This is a genomic window from Cellulomonas sp. Leaf334 (genome assembly GCF_001424195.1).
Taxonomy (GTDB): domain Bacteria; phylum Actinomycetota; class Actinomycetes; order Actinomycetales; family Cellulomonadaceae; genus Cellulomonas.
The window spans coordinates 395,968-414,643 of record NZ_LMOO01000001.1; the positions used below are offsets into that span (position 1 = coordinate 395,968).

16 protein-coding genes are annotated in these 18,676 nt (G+C 70.2%); 1 reads left to right on the forward strand and 15 read right to left on the reverse strand.

From position 1 onward, the window contains the following. Positions 1–210 precede the first annotated feature (210 nt). From ASF78_RS01905 to ASF78_RS01930, 6 genes are all read right to left on the reverse strand, one after another. Positions 211–2,115, reverse strand: coding sequence for a hypothetical protein (locus tag ASF78_RS01905; protein ID WP_056584256.1), 1,905 nt, complete (start codon positions 2,113–2,115; stop codon positions 211–213). Next, positions 2,115–2,873: a PilW family protein gene (locus tag ASF78_RS01910; protein ID WP_235518348.1), complete on the reverse strand. Its 759-nt coding sequence runs from the start codon at positions 2,871–2,873 to the stop codon at positions 2,115–2,117. The genes ASF78_RS01905 and ASF78_RS01910 overlap by 1 nt, the downstream gene beginning before the upstream one ends. Beyond that, entirely contained in the window at positions 2,870–4,795 is a 1,926-nt protein-coding gene (locus ASF78_RS01915) for a type II secretion system protein (RefSeq protein ID WP_162243335.1), read from the reverse strand. The genes ASF78_RS01910 and ASF78_RS01915 overlap by 4 nt, the downstream gene beginning before the upstream one ends. 139 nt (positions 4,796–4,934) lie before the next feature. Continuing rightward, entirely contained in the window at positions 4,935–5,381 is a 447-nt protein-coding gene (locus ASF78_RS21800) for a type IV pilin protein (protein ID WP_082494749.1), read from the reverse strand. A gap of 164 nt (positions 5,382–5,545) precedes the next feature. Beyond that, positions 5,546–6,775: a type II secretion system F family protein gene (locus ASF78_RS01925; protein ID WP_056584262.1), complete on the reverse strand. Its 1,230-nt coding sequence runs from the start codon at positions 6,773–6,775 to the stop codon at positions 5,546–5,548. Further along, positions 6,775–8,052 carry a type IV pilus twitching motility protein PilT gene (locus tag ASF78_RS01930; protein WP_235518350.1) on the reverse strand — a complete coding sequence of 426 codons (1,278 nt, stop codon included), beginning with the start codon at positions 8,050–8,052 and terminating at the stop codon, positions 6,775–6,777. The genes ASF78_RS01925 and ASF78_RS01930 overlap by 1 nt, the downstream gene beginning before the upstream one ends. Here ASF78_RS01930 and ASF78_RS22910 point away from each other — a divergent pair. Beyond that, positions 8,051–8,293 carry a hypothetical protein gene (locus ASF78_RS22910; RefSeq protein ID WP_235518351.1) on the forward strand — a complete coding sequence of 81 codons (243 nt, stop codon included), beginning with the start codon at positions 8,051–8,053 and terminating at the stop codon, positions 8,291–8,293. The two genes, ASF78_RS01930 and ASF78_RS22910, sit on opposite strands and share 2 nt — an antisense overlap. 174 nt (positions 8,294–8,467) lie before the next feature. Here the strand turns inward: ASF78_RS22910 and ASF78_RS01940 are convergent, their stop codons facing one another. From ASF78_RS01940 to ASF78_RS01980, 9 genes are all read right to left on the reverse strand, one after another. Continuing rightward, a complete protein-coding gene (locus tag ASF78_RS01940; protein ID WP_056584268.1) occupies positions 8,468–10,144 on the reverse strand; it encodes a GspE/PulE family protein in 1,677 nt (558 codons plus the stop codon). Between the two features lie 90 nt (positions 10,145–10,234). After that, positions 10,235–11,056 (reverse strand): shikimate dehydrogenase, encoded by an 822-nt coding sequence (locus tag ASF78_RS01945; protein WP_056584271.1) that lies wholly within the window; start codon positions 11,054–11,056, stop codon positions 10,235–10,237. Then, a complete protein-coding gene (gene mltG / locus ASF78_RS01950; protein ID WP_056584274.1) occupies positions 11,053–12,201 on the reverse strand; it encodes an endolytic transglycosylase MltG in 1,149 nt (382 codons plus the stop codon). The genes ASF78_RS01945 and mltG overlap by 4 nt, the downstream gene beginning before the upstream one ends. 58 nt (positions 12,202–12,259) lie before the next feature. Continuing rightward, entirely contained in the window at positions 12,260–12,826 is a 567-nt protein-coding gene (gene ruvX / locus ASF78_RS01955) for a Holliday junction resolvase RuvX (protein WP_056587942.1), read from the reverse strand. Between the two features lies 1 nt (position 12,827). Further along, the gene (alaS, locus tag ASF78_RS01960) at positions 12,828–15,506 is read right to left on the reverse strand and encodes an alanine--tRNA ligase (protein ID WP_056587945.1); all 2,679 of its coding nucleotides are present in this window, start codon (positions 15,504–15,506) and stop codon (positions 12,828–12,830) included. 53 nt (positions 15,507–15,559) lie between these two features. Next, entirely contained in the window at positions 15,560–15,916 is a 357-nt protein-coding gene (locus ASF78_RS01965; protein ID WP_056584277.1) for a hypothetical protein, read from the reverse strand. Continuing rightward, complete coding sequence (locus tag ASF78_RS01970; RefSeq protein WP_056584281.1) at positions 15,916–16,284, reverse strand: DUF948 domain-containing protein; 369 nt, start codon at positions 16,282–16,284, stop codon at positions 15,916–15,918. The genes ASF78_RS01965 and ASF78_RS01970 overlap by 1 nt, the downstream gene beginning before the upstream one ends. Before the next feature lie 111 nt (positions 16,285–16,395). Further along, on the reverse strand, positions 16,396–17,022 hold the full coding sequence (gene rpsD / locus ASF78_RS01975) for a 30S ribosomal protein S4 (RefSeq protein ID WP_056584285.1): 627 nt from the start codon (positions 17,020–17,022) through the stop codon (positions 16,396–16,398). Between the two features lie 198 nt (positions 17,023–17,220). Then, positions 17,221–18,591: a replication-associated recombination protein A gene (locus ASF78_RS01980; protein ID WP_056584288.1), complete on the reverse strand. Its 1,371-nt coding sequence runs from the start codon at positions 18,589–18,591 to the stop codon at positions 17,221–17,223. Positions 18,592–18,676 lie beyond the last annotated feature (85 nt).

Sequence of the window (18,676 nt, forward strand, 5' to 3'; positions counted from 1 at the left end):
CACCCGCCGTGCCGTGAGAGCGCTACCACACCTGCGCGCATCCCTCCCCCAACGGCACGATCGACGTGCGGCATGAGCCCGATCTGAAGAACTCGGCGGAGTCTCATCAAACTTTCATCCACCGGATCGGACTCCCCGGTACATGCTCGGACGAACCGCAGCGCGACGAGCGAACGGCCGCCGCACCCCGTGGGTACGGCGGCCGCCTCGTCACGACCTGAGCTCAGGCGGCGTGTCGATCTCGCCGAAGTACCGCTGCGACCACTGCGCGTTGACCCACCGGGGGAAGTAGGGCGGCGCGCTGTACTTGAGGCGCGTGTCGTAGACGTACTTCTTCAGGTAGCCGGTGTCCCCGTTGCCCGTTCCGACGATCCCGCGCCAGCGCTGGGCGATGGAGCCGTCGACCCGCAGCAGGCCCTCGCCGTTCCCGTCCGAGGTCTTGTCGTAGCGCTGCACGTAGAACGAGTGCTGGAGGGTCTGGATCGAGCCCATGATCTCGATGCCCTCGAACGAGGCCACACCGGCCGGCGGGGTGATGTTGGCGGGCCAGTCTGGCACCGCGCCCGTCTCCGTCCCGGGCTCGGACCCCCACTTGCAGCTCGAGTGGCTGGGGCACGGACCGCCCTGCGCGTCGACCCGCGTCATCCACGGGTGGAAGACCTCGACCGAGTTGGTGGCGACGAGGCCGACCATGTCGGAGCCGGTGAGACCACCGGCGAGCATGATGTCTCCGGTGAGGATCACGGACTGTGCGGCGGCGAGCGTGACGCGACCCTTGACCGTGCCCTGCACGTAGAGGTTGCCCTCCTGGCAGTACTTCGTCGACTCCTTCATCGTCGTGTCGTACGTGTAGGTCGAGTTCGTGGCCGGTGGCTTGGCCGCCGCGATCGCCTGCGTGTACGTGCCGAGCGGGAGGACCGACGTACCAGGGCCGCCGATCTGGCCCGCGCTGCAGCGGGAGTGTGTGATCCCCGTGTTCTCGGCGGACACCTGGATGACCATGTTGTCCGGGACCGCGACGGTCGCGCCGCCCGCCGAGTTCAGGTTCGTGGTGGACCCGCACGAGGGTGAGGAACCACCGGGGGGCGCGATCGCCGTGGGGTTTCCGCCTCCGTTGACGACCTTGTTCCAGACCTGCATGGTCCCCGCGCCGTCGAAGATGATCCGGGTCGACCCGTAGTAGTGGCAGCCGGGGAAGCCGCTGAAGGCCGCCGACGTGTCGTCCAGGTACAGCGCCTTCGAGTACTCGGGCTGGACGCCGTTGAAGTTCGCGGTGCTGTAGCTGGCACCCGTCTTGCGCAGGCACTTGCGCCAGGTGGACGTCGCCGCCGTGACGGTCCGGCACTCGGGGTTGGCCGAGAGGAAGCCGTCGGTGAACGTGGGGCTGTTGGCGAGCACCGAGTCGTTCGAGAACACCGTGCCCTCGAGCGTGTCCCCGGGGGCGAACTGGATCTCGTTGCAGTCCTTGCCCTCGCGTCCCTCCCACCAGTACAGGGCGGCGTCGTACCCCCCGATCCCACAGGCCGCCTTCTCCGTGGTGCTCAGCGAGGCGATCTTCGTCGGCGTGTAGGACTGCACGTTCGACGGGTCGGCGGACTCGAAGTCGGTGTAGTAGACGTAGTCCGTCGAACCACCCTTACCCACGGCCGCCTCGACGGTGCGGTACTCACCGTTGACCTTGCCCGTGGACCGCACGGAGATCGTGCCCTCGGTCATCGCCCGGGAGGCGTCGACGGAGTAGTGGAAGAAGGCGTCCTTGGGCCCTGTCTCGCCGGGAGCGACAGGAAGCCAGCCCAGAGGTGTGCCGGCACCCCAGCCGCACGCGTTGCCGGGGACGGCCGGGCCGCGCAGCGCGAGGTTCCCGCAGTCGACCGTCGAGAAGTACCCGTCGTCGCGGTTCAGGCGCGAGATGAAGTCGTCGATGCCGGACTGCGCCGCGGACATCGTGCTCGAGTAGTCCTGGTCGTACCGCGCGAACTTCTGGCTCGAGACGGTGTAGGCCAGGGCGGTGAGAGCGAGCATCGCCAGCACCATCATCGATCCGACGACGAGGAGCAGAGCCATGCCCGCGTCGTCGCCCTTCGACGGCCGTCGGGTGCGCAGCAACCTGGTCACTAGTCCTCCTCGTCCTGGCGGAGGACGGCCTGCGCGTTCGGCAGCGTCACCCGCTGGATGTACGTGGTGGGGTCCACGCGCGTCGCGTTCTGCGCCTGGACCGAGACGACGAGCTCGACGGCGAGCACCCGCGACAGCTCGTCCGCGGTCAGCGAGCCGTTGGTCGGAGGCGTGAGCCGTGCCCCTGCGCCGTCGTAGAACGCCAGCATCGGACCGGTGCCGGACTGGACGCCGGTCGCCAGCGTGCGCGTGACGAGCCGCTTGCGACAGTCCGACCCCGCGGCAGCGGCCTCGGCGTCGCAGTAGACGTACCCCGTCGCCGCCGGCAGGTTCGAGTCGGGCACCTGCACCTTCTCGACGAGGGTTCCCGCGGCCGCTCCCGTGGTCGCGAGCGTGTAGGTGACCCGGCTCGGGCCCACGCTGTTCCCGGGGTTGTCGATGTTCGCGTAGAACTGGACGCTGAAGTTCTGGCCGTTGACGAAGGCGTCCTGCGTGCACAGGGTGCAGGTCGTGGTGAGCTGGCTCGGCATGACCGCCGTGCGCAGCTTCTTGGACATGGTCTCCACGACCACGCGCGCGGAGTCGACCTGGTCCTGCCGGGAGATCGACTCGGCGTTCGACCGCGTGAAGCCGATCACCAGGGTCCCGACCGCGGCGATCAGGATCGAGAACACCAGCATCGACACGAGCATCTCGGTGAGGCTCGTGCCCCGCTCGTCGCGGTGTGCCGGGAGCGTTCGGCGCAGGTCGGCGCTCACGGCCCGGTGCTCCCGCCGCTGCTCGTGTTCTTCGACAGCACGGAGGTACCCGGGCCGACGACGTACGTGCCCGCCGTGGTGCACCGGTTCCCCGATCCCGAGTTCTCCTTGTTCCAGAGGTACGCGTAGTAGGTCGTCGTGCCGGACGTCGGCCGCGGGACACCGGAGACGGTGAGCGACTGTGTGCCCGACGACGACTTCCCGGTGGACTGGTACTTCGTCCCGGAGGGGGAGGCGACGGTCTGCGTGCACCCGGTGACGACCACCGGGCTGATCAGCAGGTACCGGTTGGTGGTGCTGATGTTCGTCATCGTGAGGGCCGCGTACAGCGTCGGCGGCGGGGTGGACGCCCAGTTCTTCAGCACCGCCGTGCCGTACGGGGCACCGAAGGCGCTGATCAGGTCCGGGTAGCTGACGCAGGTCCCGTTCCAGGGACCGTTCGTCTGCCAGACGTACCAGCTGCCCGCCGGGATCACGACCGGCGCCGAGCGTGCACCGTCGACGTTGATCGCGATCGCCCCGACGGTGGTCGGGCAGGTGGTCAGCGACGCGAGGCCCGACTTCTGCTTCTCGGCGATCCAGACGGTTCCGGTGGACAGGCCCTGGATGCGGAGCGTCGTGGTCGCCCAGGTGATGTCCTCGTTCTCCCCGCTGCCGAGGCTGACGTTCACGGGACCGGGCGAGCAGGCGAACGTGGTCCCGACGGCGTAGAGGTCGTACGCGGCCGGCATGAGGACGAAGCTCGCCCCGGACCCGGACGCGGGGGCCGACGTACCGGTCGAGCAGGTGGTGGGCACGGTCCCGGTGGGGACGGCCAGGACGTTCGTGGTGCCCGACGGGAGGTTCGCGACCAGGACGGACGCCATCTCGAGCGTGACCTCGAGCGTGACGTGACCACCCGGAGGGAGGTCGACCATGTCGTAGCCGCCGGGCGGCGCAGCGCTGCCGAAGTACGCGCCGTAGCTGGTGGGCCACAGGCCGGTGAACGTGGTGCTCACTCCGCCTGCGACGCGAGGGCTCTCCCCCGTCGCGCCGGAGTACTGCGACGCGACGAGCGTCAAGGGCGACCCGCTCGCCTGTGCGTTCGTCAACGACTGCCCGTCGGACCGCACGATGGTGACCGTGACGCTGCCCGCCTTCGCCACCGTGAAGCTGGCGCCGGCGTAGATCTGGCTCGGCATGATGACGCCGGAGTTCTTGCTCGGGTTCGCGGTCCCGGAGAGGTCGACGTAGGAGCCGTCGGCCACCGTGATCGTGTAGGCGGCACCGGCGGTCGGCGGGCTGATCCGGATCACGGCACAGCCGGACGCGTCGGTGTGGCCCGTGGTGGTCGCCCCACCGGTCGCCGTGACCGGGATGCCGGACAACGGCTTGGCGTCCTGGTCGAGGACCTTCGCGGCGATGAACGAGTCCGTGGTGGCGATGCCCGTCTCTTTGTCCGGGGCCAGCGACGCGGTGCTCACCACCGGCTGCACGCCGCCCATGTTCGGCCAGGTGACGGTGACGGTCACGCCCAGCGTCGGGTACGCGACGAGCGAGCCACCCTCGCAGGCGGACGCTCCGGTACCGGCGATGTTCCACTGGGCGGTGCGCACGACGGTGTACTTGCGACCGTCGATGACCAGCGGCTGGCCCGCCGTGCCGCCGGCCAGCGGGTGCGGGTTGAGCACGTACCCGGCAGCGGCGAGGTTGACGGGTCCCGCGTCGGTCCGGGCGAACTCTTCGCGCACCAGGTCGATCTCGCGGGCGGCCAGGTTGGCGGCGGCGATCCGGCTGCGGTTCGCGACCCCCTGCGACTGCGAGCTCATGATCACGCCGATGACCGCCACGGCCATCGTGCCGAGCACGACCATCGCGACGACCAGCTCGATGAGGGAGAACCCCTGGTCGGCGCCTCGGGCGCCGCGCGGGCTACGTACCACGGTGTACACCTCTGCCTGTCAGCGGGCCCTGGACGGGTGCGGACGACCCGGACGAATCGGTGGTGCGACGAACCGAGGAAGCCCCGGCGGGTAACGAGAGCGGTGCTCGCGTCGCCCACCGGGGCTTTCTACGGGTGGATCAGCAGCCGGCGGTCTTGTTCAGACCGTCAGTGGCGGAGTAGGAGACCGCGTCGTGCGTGCCGCCGGTGTAGGCGATCTCGACGCACCAGCCCTGCGTGGCGGTGTCGTCCGCGCCGGGGGTCAGGGTGACGGTGTCGACACCGTTGCTGACCTTGCCGATGTCCGAGGCGGTGCCGTCGTAGCTGATCGTGTAACGGTCGCTGGCGATCGCCACGTCGCCCGCCGCGAGCGCGGTGGTCGCGTCGACGTAGTACGTCGCGATCTCCTTGCCCAGCGTGGAGACGTCGGAGACGGCGGCCGTGTCCTGGGCCTTCTTGCGCTGGTTCAGGAACACCGGGATCGCGATGGCCGCGAGGATGCCGATGATGATCATGACGACGAGGAGCTCGATAAGGGTGAAGCCCTTGTCCTTCTCCTCCATGGACTTGCGAATACGAGCGATCATGTTGAGCTCCCCATGAAGTCAGTGCGGATGGTCTGTGTCACATTCAGTCCGGCAGCGCCGGTTCGGTCCTACAAGCCATGCATCGTCCTGGACCCGCCGGACCTTGAGCCCGACGCCCGGATGATCGCGGATTCACTCGCTCGGAGCAGTGCCGCACGTGCCGGTCACTCGATGAGCGCGAAGACACCGAAGATGGGCATGTACATGGCGATGACCATGGAGCCGACGATGGCGCCGATGACCACGATCATGAGCGGCTCGATGAGGCTGGTGAGCTGCTCGGTGGTGGACTCGACCTCCTGGTCGTAGAAGTCCGCGACCTTGGCGAGCATGGTGTCGAGCGCGCCCGTGTCCTCACCGACGGCCATCATCTGCACCACCATCGGGGGGAACACCGGGTGCTGCGACAGCGGCCCTGCCAGGGACTCTCCTCGTCGGACCGACTCCTGGACGGCCTTGGCAGCCCGTTCGATGACGAGGTTGCCGCTGGTCTCACCGACGATGTCCAGGGCCTGCAGCAGGGGCACGCCGGCGTGGATCATGGTGCCGAAGTTCCGGGTGAACCGGGACACCGCGATCTTTCGGAACAGCTGCCCGAAGACGGGCACCTTGAGCTTCCAGGGATCGAGGCGCTCGCGGATCGCCCGGTCGTTCTTGTGCTTTCCCCACCAGACCGTGAAAATGACGAGGGCAATGATGAACGGAATGATCACGATCTTCAGGCCCTGCGACATCCACATGAGGATCTGTGTCGGGAGCGGGAGCTTTCCGCCGAGGCTCTCGAACATTCCTGCGAAGACCGGGACGATGAAGAGCAGCATTCCGGTCGTGGCAAGGATCGCGATGACGAAAACGACCACCGGGTAGGTCATCGCGGACTTGATCTTTCCGCGCAGCTTGACCTCGGCCTCGAAGTTGTTCGCGACCGAGACGAGCGTCTGGTCGAGGAACCCGCCGACCTCGCCCGCCTTGACCATGTTGATCATGAGGGGCGGGAACACGTCCGCGTGCTTCGTCAGCGCGGTGGAGAACGCCGTGCCGACCTCGACGTCGTTGCGCACCTGGGCGATCACCTTGGCCAGCGCCTTCGACTCGGTCTGCTCCGCGAGGATCGTCAGCGCGCGCAGCAGCGACAGGCCCGAGTCGATCATCGTGGCGAGCTGCCGCGACATGATCGACAGGTCCTTGAGCGAGATCTTGTTCCCGCCGAAGCCGGGGATGTTGATCTCGGCGTTCAGGCCACCGGTGCTGACCTCGGAGATCGAGACCGCCGCGAGGCCCATCTCCCGCAGCCGGTTGGCGACCGCCGCCTGGTTGGTCGCCTCGACGCGACCCTTGACGATCTTGCCGGCCTTGTCCCGGACGGCGTACTCGAACGTCTTCGCCCCGGCCATCAGAGGGCCTGGCTTCCGAAGGTGGCGCCGCCCATGCTCGCCTGGTCACCCAGACCGGCGGCACCCTGCGACCCGCCCGAGAACCGGCCGGTCAGACGGTTGAAGTCCTCCACGTGATGGCACTTCTCCAGTCCGGTCTCGTAGGTGATCTTGCCGGTCTTGACCAGCTCGGAGAGGTGCTGGTCCATGGTGTGCATGCCCTGCTTGGCGCCGGCCTGCATCGCGGAGTAGATCTGGTGCGTCTTGCCCTCACGGATGAGGTTGCGGATGGCGGGGGTGGCCACGAGCACCTCGGTGGCCACCGCCCGGCCGGGCGAGTCCGACCGCTTGGCGAGGGTCTGGCAGACGACGCCCTGGATGGCGCCGGCCAGCTGCGTGCGGACCTGCGACTGCTGGTGCGACGGGAACACGTCGATGACGCGGTCGATCGTCTGGGCGGCGTCCTGCGTGTGCAGCGTGGCGAAGACCAGGTGACCGGTCTCGGCAGCGGTGAGGGCCACGGAGATCGTCTCGAGGTCACGCATCTCGCCGACCAGGATGATGTCGGGGTCCTGCCGCAGCACGTGCTTGAGCGCGTTGGCGAAGGAGTGCGTGTCCTGGCCGACCTCGCGCTGGTTCACCACGCACTTCTTGTGCCGGTGGAGGAACTCGATGGGGTCCTCGACGGTCATGATGTGGTCCTCGCGCGTCCGGTTGGCGAGGTCGACGATCGAGGCGAGCGTCGTCGACTTGCCGGAGCCGGTCGGGCCCGTGACGAGCACCAGCCCGCGCGGCAGGCCGGCGAACGTGCCGACGACCGCGGGGATCCCGAGCGCCTCGAGCGGCTTGATCTCGTACGGGATCACCCGGAACGCGGCGCCGATGGACTCGCGCTGCTGGTAGATGTTCACGCGGAACCGTGCCAGGCCGCGGACGGAGTAGGACAGGTCGAGCTCGAGGTTGGCCTCGAACTTCTCGCGCTGTTTTTGCGTCAGGAACGCGTACAGCGTGCGGCGCAGCCCCTCGGGCACCACCTGCCCGAAGCCGTCGAGCGCCTTCAGCGAGCCGTTGATGCGCACCATCGGGGTCGTGCCCGTGGTGAGGTGCACGTCGGAGGCGCCGAGCCGCACCATCTCGGTGAGGATCTCGTCGATCGGGAGGTCGCCCTCCTGCTGCTCCTGGCCCATCCCGCGACGCTGCGCCCGGTCACGGGCCGGCGCGGCCGGCCGCGCGGCGGGCGCGGCCGGTGCCTGCGGTGCCTGCGGGGGCGCCACGGCCGCGGGAGCGGGAGCCGGCATGAACACCTTGGTGGCGCCCATCGGCGTCGTTCCCGGCCCCTGGGGTGCGAACGAGGTCGGCTGCGCGGGCGCCGCGTACGTCGGCGGGCCGGACGGACCGGGCTGGTACGCAGCGGAGGGAGCCGCCGGTGCCTGTGCCTGGTACGGCGGCGGGCTCGGCGGAGCTTGCGGCGCACTGCTCTGCGACGGGATCGGCGAGAACATCGCCGGCGCTCCCGCCTGCGGCCCGACGGGTCGGTAGGGCGGCAACGGCCGCGAGGGCTCCCCCGTGGGTGCCTGATAGTTCTCGCTCACGTCATTCCCTCCACGTGGTCGCCTGGTTCGACCGACACGGACGTGGCGGCACCGGGCCTTCGTTCTGGACGTTCATCGGCGGTGCGGATGCCCGACTTGAGGCATCGGCGGGTGGCAGTACCTACGTGACGACGACGCGCAGGATCTCCTCGACGGAGGTCTGACCGAGCGCGACCTTGTGCCAGCCGTCGTCGCGGAGCGGGATCATGCCCTGCTTCACGGCGGTGGCGGCGATGTCGGCGGACGACGAGTGGGCGACGGCGTGACGCTCGATCTCCTCGGTGACCCGCATGACCTCGTGGAGCGCGATCCGGCCCCGGTACCCGGTCTTCGAGCAGGTCACGCAGCCGACGCGGCGCATGAGCTCCGGCAGCGGCTCACCGTCGACCCAGGGGAACCGGGCCGCGAGGAGCTCCTGCGGGGTGGGGGTGTACGCCTCCTTGCACTTGCCACAGAGCTTGCGTGCGAGGCGCTGGGCGACGACGGCGTCCAGCGCCGACCCGACGAGGAACGGCTCGATGCCCATCTCCGTCAGACGCGTGATGGCCGACGGGGCGTCGTTCGTGTGCAGCGTCGAGAGCACGAGGTGACCGGTCAGGGCCGCCTCGACGGCGATCTGTGCGGTCTCGTGGTCGCGGATCTCACCCAGGAGGACGACGTCGGGGTCGGACCGCAGGATCGACCGCAGCGCCCCCGCGAACGTCAGGCCCGCCTTGGGGTTGACCTGCACCTGGTTGATGCCGGCGAGCCGGTACTCGACCGGGTCCTCGACCGTGATCACGTTGATCTCCGGCTTCGACACCGCGTTCAGCGTGGCGTAGAGCGTCGTCGACTTGCCCGAACCCGTCGGGCCGGTCACCAGGATCATCCCGTAGGGCTTGGTGTACGACTCGCGGTACACCTCGTAGTTGGAGTCGAGGAACGACAGGTCCCGCAGGTCGAGGCTCGCGGTGGAGTTGTCGAGGATGCGCATGACGATCTTCTCGCCCCACACGGTCGGCAGCGTGGCCACCCGGAGGTCGATCTTGCGTCCGTTGTGCACCACGGACATGCGGCCGTCCTGGGGCTTGCGGCGCTCCGCGATGTCGATGTCGCTCATGATCTTCACGCGGCTGATGACACCGCCGGTGATCTGCTTGGGTGCTCGCTGGGTCTCGTGCAGCACGCCGTCGATCCGGTAGCGGACGCGCAGGTCCTTCTCGGACGGCTCGATATGGATGTCCGACGCACGGTCGGTGATCGCCTGCGTCACCAGCAGGTTGACGAACCGCACGATGGGGGCGTCGTCGTTGCCGATCTCCGCCATCTTCGACAGGTCGGCCTCGCTCTCGTCGACCTGGTCCTCGAACGCCTGCGAGAGGTCTTCCATCTCGTCGTCGGCGCGGCAGAACCGGTCGATGGCCCGCAGCAGGTTGTCGTGCGTGGCGATGACGGGGATCACGGACATGCCCGACACCGACCGCACGTCGTCGACGGCCATCACGTTGCCGGGGTCGGAGGTCGCGAGCACGATCGAGCCGCCCTCGAGCGCGACCGGCAGCACGGAGTACCGGCGACACAGGGCTCCCGGCACCATGCTGACTGCGGTGCGGTCGACCGGGTAGTCGTCGAGGTCGACGAAGTCCATGCCCACCTGGTTGGCCAGGGCCTTGACCAGCTGGGACTCCGTGAGCACCCCGAGCTCGACCAGAGTGCGTCCCAACGTCGTTCCCCGGGCCAGCGTCTCGTCGAGCGCCGCGAGCAGCTGCGCCTCCGTGACGAGGCCGTCGTCGAGCAGGATCTCCCCGAGCTGCTTCACGCGCGTCCCTCCGGTAGAACCGGCGGCCGGTCCTGACCGCACGGATGTCTGTCGTAGACATCGGCATGGAGGTCGAGGTGCCTGAGCAACTCAGGCGGTCAGTTTGTCCTCGAGCGCGGCCGCCATCGCGGCGAGCGGTGCGGGGCGCCCGGTCATCAGCCGGACCTGCTCGGCCGCCTGGTGCAGCAGCATCTGCTCGCCGGCCACGACCGCTCCCCCGGCGGCAGCCCAGGCGACCGAGAGGGCCGTGGGGCGCGGGTCGTACGCGACGTCGAGCAGCACGCCCTCGACGTGCTCGAGCAGAGCCGCGAGCGGGTCCGCGGCGTACGGCGGGAGGGTCGAGACCACCACGTCCGCGCGACCGATCTCGGTGGGTGCCGCGTCGAGCGTGCGGTACACGGGGGTCACGCCCATCCGGTGGGCGGCGCGCATGAGGCCACCCGCACGTGCGACGGCCCGGACGTACACGACGGGCGAGGTGCAGCCCAGCTGGGCCAGCGCCGCGAGCGTGGACGACGCCGTCGCGCCCGCGCCGAGCACCGCAGCGCTCGTGACCGGGCGGTCGAGCCCGAGCGCCGCCACGATGCCGTGCACGTCGGTGTTCGCGCCCACGAGCGTGCGCCCCTGGAACAGCACCGTGTTCACCGCGCCGACGACCTCGGCCAGCGGCTCGACGTGGTCCAGCAGCGGGATGACGGTCTGCTTGAGCGGCATGGTCAGGCTCAGGCCCGCCCAGGACTCGTCCCGACCGCCGACGAAGGCAGCGAGCCCGTCCTCGGTGACGTCGACGGCGTCGTAGCGCCAGGTCGTGAGACCGAGCGCCGCGTAGGCGGCACGGTGCAGCGCCGGCGACAGCGAGTGCGCCACCGGGTGCCCGAGCACCGCCGCCCGTCGCTGGGCGGCGTCCGTCACTTGCTGTTCGCCTCCTGCCAGGCGCGCAGCTGCGCGACGTTCGCCAGGTGGTCGTCGTACGTGGTGGCGAAGAGCGTCTCGCCCGTGTCGAGGTTGATCGCGACCCAGAAGAGCCAGTCCCCCTCGGCCGGTGCCAGCACGGCGTCGATCGAGGCGGAACCCGGTGACGCGATCGGGGTCGGGGGCAGGCCGAGGTGCCGGTACGTGTTGTACGGGTTGCTCGCGTCCTGCATGTCGGCCGTGGTCAGCCCGGTCCCCGGCTTGCCGAGGCCGTAGGCCACCGCCGAGTCGACGTCGAGCTTCATCTCCCGGGCCAACCGGTTCTCGATCGCGCGGGCGACCTTGGGACGGTCCTCGGGCAGCCGTGCCTCGCGCTCGACCATCGACGCCTTGTTCAGCACGGTCGCCCACTGGTCCTGCGGGACGCCCTTCTGCGTGAGGACGGCCACGGTCTGGGCGGTCATCTGCGCCAGCACGCTGGCGGGCGTCGCGTTGGGCTCGATGTCGTACGTGGCCGGGTACAGCCAGCCCTCCGGGTTGTTGTTCGCCTCCGCGGGCAGACCGATCGCGGCCGGGTCGGCGAGCGCCGCGTTGACCTCCTCGACCGGGATGGCCAGCTTCTCGCTGATCTTCGTCGCGATCTGGCTCGCAGTCAGGCCCTCGGGGATGCCGAGGCTGAAGGACACGCGGCTCGACGGGTTCAGCAGGGCGACGACGGCATCGGCGGCGGGCTGCTCGAGCAGCAGGGTGTACGTGCCAGGCTGGATCGAGGCGGCCTGCGGGTTGGCGGCGAACGCCTCGTTGAACGCCTTCGTGGTCGCGACGACACCGGCCTCGACCAACGTCGCCGCCATGTCCGCACCGGTGTCACCGGGCTTGATGACGACCTCGGCGGCGCCGTGCCCGACGCCGGTGTAGTCCTCGACACCGGCCGCCTGTCCGTCACCGCCCTGGAACAGGCCGCCCATGAGCTCGACGACGACGTAGGCAGCCCCGGCGACCATGAGGGTCGCGACGACGAGCACCCAGATCGAGCGGCGCCGACGACGCTTGCGCTCGCGCTGCTCCTTGGCCCGGCCGCGCGAGCGGGAGGGCTTGCGCTCGGCGGTGGCGACCCGGGTGTCGCCACCGAACAGGTCGCTCACCTCGTCACTCCGTTCCACAGGGGCCCACCATTCGGTCTGGCTGTTGGTCACGTGCGCGTCACTCCACCGTCGTCCGTGCGTCGCCCGCAGCCCCCCCGCGCGCCACTGGAGCATGCTGTGCTGGGTCGATCGTGACCCACTCACCGGGACGTCGTCCCGACGCACGCTCCGCGTCCAGCGCGGACTGCAAGATCACCACCGCGGCTGCCTGGTCGACGACCTGCCGGTGGCGGCGCCCGGATCGGCCGGACGCCTGCAGCGCGTGATGGGCGGACACCGTGCTCATCCGCTCGTCGACCAGCCGCACTGTCACGGGTGCGATGGCCTGCGCCAGTTGGACAGCGTACGCGCGCGCGGCGTCCGATGCGGAACCTTCGGCCCCCGACATGTGGACCGGGAGCCCGACGTACACAACACCCACACCGCGCTCCTGCACCTCGCGCACCACCTGTGAGATGTCTGTGGGAAGCCGGCCCTTCGTGCTGGTGGCACGTGCCAGCGTGGCGACCGGGGTCGCGATGAGCCCGTCGGGATCGCTGCTCGCGAGGCCGACGCGCACGGTCCCGACGTCCACCGCGAGCCGTGGCCCGCGGACGACCACCCCGGGATCGGGTGTCGCGCCCACGTCAGCCGCCCACCGCCGTCGCGACCGCCGCGAGCGACTCCGCCAGCCTGTCGGGGTCGGTCCCGCCACCCTGTGCGAGGTCGTCCTTGCCGCCGCCGCCGCCGCCGAGGATGCCCGACGCCGTGCGCACGAGCGCACCTGCTCGGACGCCCTGCTCTCGCGCCGCGGCGTTGGTCGCCACGACCACGACCGGGCGTCCCTTGCTGACGCCACCGATCGCGACGACCGCCGGTGACGCCTCGCCGAGCCGCGCACGGACGTCGAGCACGAGCGTGCGCAGCTCGTCGCCGCCGACCTCGCCCGCGTCGTGCGTCACGACCCGGGTCTGGCCCACGGTCGCCGCGCCCGCCGCGAGCGTGCCCGCCTGTGCCAGGAGCGTCGCCTGCCGCAGCGACGCGAGCTCCTTCTCCGACTCCTTGAGCTTGGTGATCAAGGAGGACACCCGCTCGGACAGCTCCTCGGGTCGAGCCCCGAGCAGGCCCGAGAGCTGCCCGACGAGCGCGCGCTCCTTCGCCTGGTACCCGTACGCCCCTGCACCGACGAGCGCGTCGACACGCCGCACGCCGGAACCGATCGCCGACTCGGACAGCAGGGTGACGAGCCCGAGCTCGCCGGACCGCTTGACGTGGGTGCCCGCGCACAGCTCCAGCGACCAGCCGTCGCCGATGTCGACGACGCGGACCTCGTTGCCGTACTTCTCGCCGAACAGGGCCATCGCGCCCTTGCCACGGGCCTCGTCGATCCGCATGACGGAGTCGGTGACCTCGAGGTCGTCCTGGAGCCGCTCGTTGACGCGCGCCTCGATCTCCGCGACCACCTGTGAGGGCGTTGCGGAGGGCGACCGGAAGTCGAACCGCAGCCGGCTTGGGGCGTTGAGCGAGCCCGCCTGCGTGGCGGTCTCCCCCACCGACTCGTGCAGCGCCTTGTGCACCAGGTGCGTCGCCGTGTGGGCGCGCGCGATCGCCCGACGGCGGTCGACGTCGATCGTCGCGGTGCCGGACTCCCCGAACGTGACCGTCCCGTCGACCAGCCGACCGTGGTGGACGGACAGACCCTTGACCGGCGCCTGCACGTCGTCGACCTCGATGCGCGCGCCGCCGTCGAGCACGATCACGCCGGTGTCGGCCTGCTGGCCGCCCGCCTCGGCGTAGAAGGGCGTCACGTCGAGGACGACCTCGATGTCCGCCGGCGCGGTGGCCGCCGGGGCGGGGACTCCGTCGACGAGCAGCCCCACGACGCGCGAGCGTGCGGTGGCGTCGGTGTAGCCGATGAACTGGACGGGCTTCGAGCTCTCGCTGCTCAGCGTGCTGTGCAGGTCCTGGTACGCGGCCGTGTCCGCGCGGCCCGCCCGCTTCGCCAGCGCGTCCGCGCGCGCCCGGTCCCGCTGCTCCTTCATGAGCGTCCGGAACGCGGTCTCGTCGACCGACACGCCCTGCTCGGCCGCCATCTCCAGCGTGAGGTCGATCGGGAAGCCGTAGGTGTCGTGCAGCTGGAACGCGTGCGACCCCGACAGCACCTGGAGCGCCTGCTTCTTGACGGTCTGCACGGCCGTGTCGAGGATCGTCGTGCCGGCCGCCAGCGTGCGGCGGAACGACTCCTCCTCGGCGTACGCGACCTGGCTGATCCGGTCGAAGTTCTGCGCGAGCTCGGGGTAGGACGGGCTCATCGCGTCGCGGCTCATCGGCAGGAGCGTCGGGAGGGACACGTCCTCGACGCCCAGGAGCCGCATCGAGCGGATCGACCGGCGCAGCAGCCGGCGCAGGACGTAGCCGCGGCCCTCGTTCGACGGGGTGACACCGTCTCCCATGAGCATGAGCGCGCTGCGGACGTGGTCGGCGACGACGCGCATGCGCACGTCGTCGTCCTGCACCGCGCCGTACTGCCTGCCGGACAGCTCCTGCGCACCCTGGATGACCGGGAACACCTCGTCGATCTCGTACAGGTTGTCGACACCCTGCAGCAGGTACGCGACGCGCTCGAGCCCCATGCCGGTGTCGATGTTCTTCTGCTTGAGGTCCCCGAGGATCGGGAAGTTCTCCTTGCCGCCCCCGTCCCCCCGCTCGTACTGCATGAAGACCAGGTTCCAGATCTCGAGGTAGCGGTCCTCGTCGACGACCGGCCCGCCCTCCGCGCCGTACTCGGGGCCGCGGTCGACGTAGATCTCCGAGCACGGACCCGACGGACCCCGCGCACCGGTGGACCAGAAGTTGTCCTTCCACCCGCGGCGCTGGATCCGCTCGTCCGGCAGGCCGGCGATCTCCTTCCAGAGGTCGGCCGCCTCGTCGTCGTCGTGGAAGACCGTCACCCAGATGGTGTCGGGGTCGAAGCCGAACCCGCCGGTCTCCCGCGACCCCGTGACCAGCTCCCAGGCATAGGTGATCGCGCCGTGCTTGAAGTAGTCGCCGAACGAGAAGTTGCCGTTCATCTGGAAGAACGTGCCGTGCCGGGTGGTCTTGCCGACCTCCTCGATGTCGAGGGTGCGCACGCACTTCTGCACGCTGGTGGCACGCGGCCACGGCGCGGTCTGCTCGCCGAGCATGTACGGGATGAAGGGCACCATGCCGGCGATGACGAACAGGGTGGACGGGTCCGGCGAGATCAGCGAGGCCGAGGGCACGACGGCATGTCCCTTGCCCTCGAAGTAGTCGAGCCAGCGCTGGCGGATCTCGGCGGTACGCATCGTGTCCTCGTCGTCCATCGGTGGTGATCGGGTGGTGCTGGTCGGGGTCGTGCCTAGAAGAAGGTGTAGCCGTCGTCGTCGTCGGGGTCCTCGGTGGGGCCCTTCCAGTCGTCGCGGCCACGCGAGGACCACGTGCGACGCAGGTCGGCCACCCGCTGGGGACGCTCGGCCCGCAGTTCCTCGACGTCGACGTCGCCCACGAGGTCGTGCCGGAGTTCCTGCTCGCGCTGCGCCATCGCCGTGGCGAAGGTCGACCGGAACGACGCCACGGCGTGCGTCACCCGCTGGGCCCCGTCGATCGCGTCCGTCGTCCCGGCGGGCAGGTAGGTCTCCACGACCGAGCGCCCCTTGCGGACCACGACGACCGTCAGGACCACGCCGACGGCGAGCCAGGTGAGCCGACGCCCCATCATCGGCTCCGGCGCGCGCTCGCCGCGAGACCCGACAGCGCGGAGCGCACGCCGTAGGAGAACGCGGCCATCTTGATCATGGGGCCACCGACGGTGGCGGCGAACAGCGACGTGAGCGCCGAGACGTTCTCCGAGACCTGGGCAGCAGCCGTGGTGACGGTGTCGATGTTCTCCAGCTGGGTGTTCGACGACGCGACGAGCGTCGCGGTCTCGTCGAGCACCGGGACCGTGTGGTCGGTGATCTCCTTGACCGAGGTCCGCGTCTCGTCCAGCACGCGTCCGAGCTTGATCAGCGGCACCGCGAGAAAGCCCACGAGCAGCACGAACGCGATCGCGGCGATCAGTCCCGCGACGTCACCCACCGACATGTCCAGCCTCCTGGTTCCGGGGCCCTGGACCCCGCCGAAACCCTACCCGCCCCGCACGCACGAACGCCCCGCGGCGCAGGTGCGCGGCGGGGCGTCCGGGTGGCGTTCAGATCAGCGGGCGTAGTACTCGACGACCAGCTGGACCTCGCACGTCACGGGGATCTCCGCGCGCTTCGGGGCTCGCACCAGGACGGCGCTGAGCTTCTCGAGCTGCACGTCGAGGTAGCCCGGGACCGTCGGGAGCACGTCGCGGTGCGCACCGGCGGCGGCGACCTGGAACGGCACCGTGGCCTGGCTCTTCGGCTTGACCTGGAGCGTCTGGCCCGGCTTCACGCGGAAGGAGGGGCGGTCCACGATCTTGCCGTCGACGAGCAGGTGACGGTGCACGACGACCTGGCGCGCCTGCAGGATGGTGCGGGCGAAGCCCGAGCGCAGGACGAGGGCGTCCAGGCGGGTCTCGAGGTTCTCGACGAGCGCCTCACCGGTCAGGCCCGGGGCCTTGCGGGCGTCCTCGTACGCACGAGCCATCTGCTTCTCGCGCAGCGCGTACTGAGCGCGCAGACGCTGCTTCTCCCGCAGACGGACCGCGTAGTCCGACTCGGTGCGGCGACGCGCACGGCCGTGCTCGCCGGGGGGGTACGGCCGCTTCTCGAAGTGCTTGACGGCCTTGGGCGTCAGCGCGAGGCCGAGGGCGCGGGAAAGGCGCACCTGGCGACGCGAGCGGGTCACGCTGCTCACAGAGTTACTTCCTGTCGTTGTAGACGTCACACCCGGAAGCGGAGATGTTCCGCCGGGCGTGGGGCCGACCGTGGATGCGTCGCGTCTGTTCTCGACGCTGGCTAAGGCCCCAGGTGGCCGTCCGAACCGGGGCGTGAGACCACACCCGTCCAGCGGACGACTCCGACACCCTACCGTGCCGCGCGGGGTTTCCCCGAATCAGGCTTGGTCGTCGAGGATCGCGCGGATCCGGTCCAGGCGTTCGGTGACCTGCCGCTCGTAGCCCCGGTCGCTCGGCTCGTAGTAGCGGGTGCCCTGCAGCTCGTCGGGCAGGTACTGCTGGGCAGCGACGGCGTGCGGCTGGTCGTGCGCGTACACGTACCTGGTGCCGTGGCCGAGCTGCTTCGCGCCCGGGTAGTGCGCGTCGCGCAGGTGTGCAGGGACGGAGCCGATCCGGCCGGCGCGCACGTCGGCCAGCGCGCGGTCGATGCCGAGGTACGCGGCGTTCGACTTCGGCGCGGTCGCCAGGTGCACGACGGCCTCCGCGAGGATGATCCGGGCCTCGGGCATGCCGATCAGGGCCACCGCCTGCGCCGCGGCCACCGCGGTCTGCAGGGCGCTCGGGTCCGCCATCCCGACGTCCTCGGCCGCGGCGATCACGATCCGCCGTGCGATGAACCGCGGGTCCTCCCCCGCGGCGATCATCCGCGCGAGGTAGTGCAGGGACGCGTCGACGTCGGACCCGCGCATCGACTTGATGAACGCGCTGATGACGTCGTAGTGCTGGTCCCCGTCGCGGTCGTAGCGCACGGCCGCGACGTCGATCGCCCGCTCCATCGTCGCGAGGTCCACCGGGACAGGCGGGACCGCGCCGTCCTCCGAGAGCGCGGAGCCGGCGGCCGCCTCCAGGATGGTCAGTGCCTTGCGCGCGTCCCCGCCCGCGAGGCGCAGCAGGTGCTCCTCGGCCTCCTCGGTCAGGACGATCGAGCCGTCCAGCCCGCGTTCGTCCTCGACAGCGCGACGCACCAGGCGGCGGACGTCGTCGGTGTCGAGCGGCTGGAGCGTGAGCAGCAACGACCGCGACAGCAGCGGGGAGTTCACGGAGAACGACGGGTTCTCGGTGGTGGCGGCGACGAGCGTGACCCAGCGGTTCTCGACGCTGGGCAGCAGGGCGTCCTGCTGCGCCTTGGTGAACCGGTGCACCTCGTCGATGAACAGGACGGTCTCCGTGCCGTCCGTGGCCAGCCGGCGGCGCGCGTCCTCGATCACCGCCCGCACGTCCTTGACGCCCGCGGTGACGGCCGACAGCTCGACGAACCGGCGCCCCGACGTGGCCGCGATCAGGTACGCGAGCGTGGTCTTGCCCGTACCCGGCGGACCCCAGAGAACGACGGAGGTGGGCGCGGCCCGGCGTGCCGCCTCGTTGGCAGGCTCGACCAGACGGCGCAACGGTGAGCCGCCGACGAGCAGGTGCTCCTGGCCGGCGACCTCCCCCAGGTCCCGCGGCCGCATGCGGACGGCGAGGGGTGCGCCCGCGCCGACGGCGGGCAGCCCGGAGGCCGTCGACGTCACGGCATCGAACAGGTCCATGCGGGCAGGGTACGCACGCGCACCCACGTCAGACCCGGTCCGACATCGATTGCGACACCGCCCTGTCCTCGCCTGCCGTCCTCGT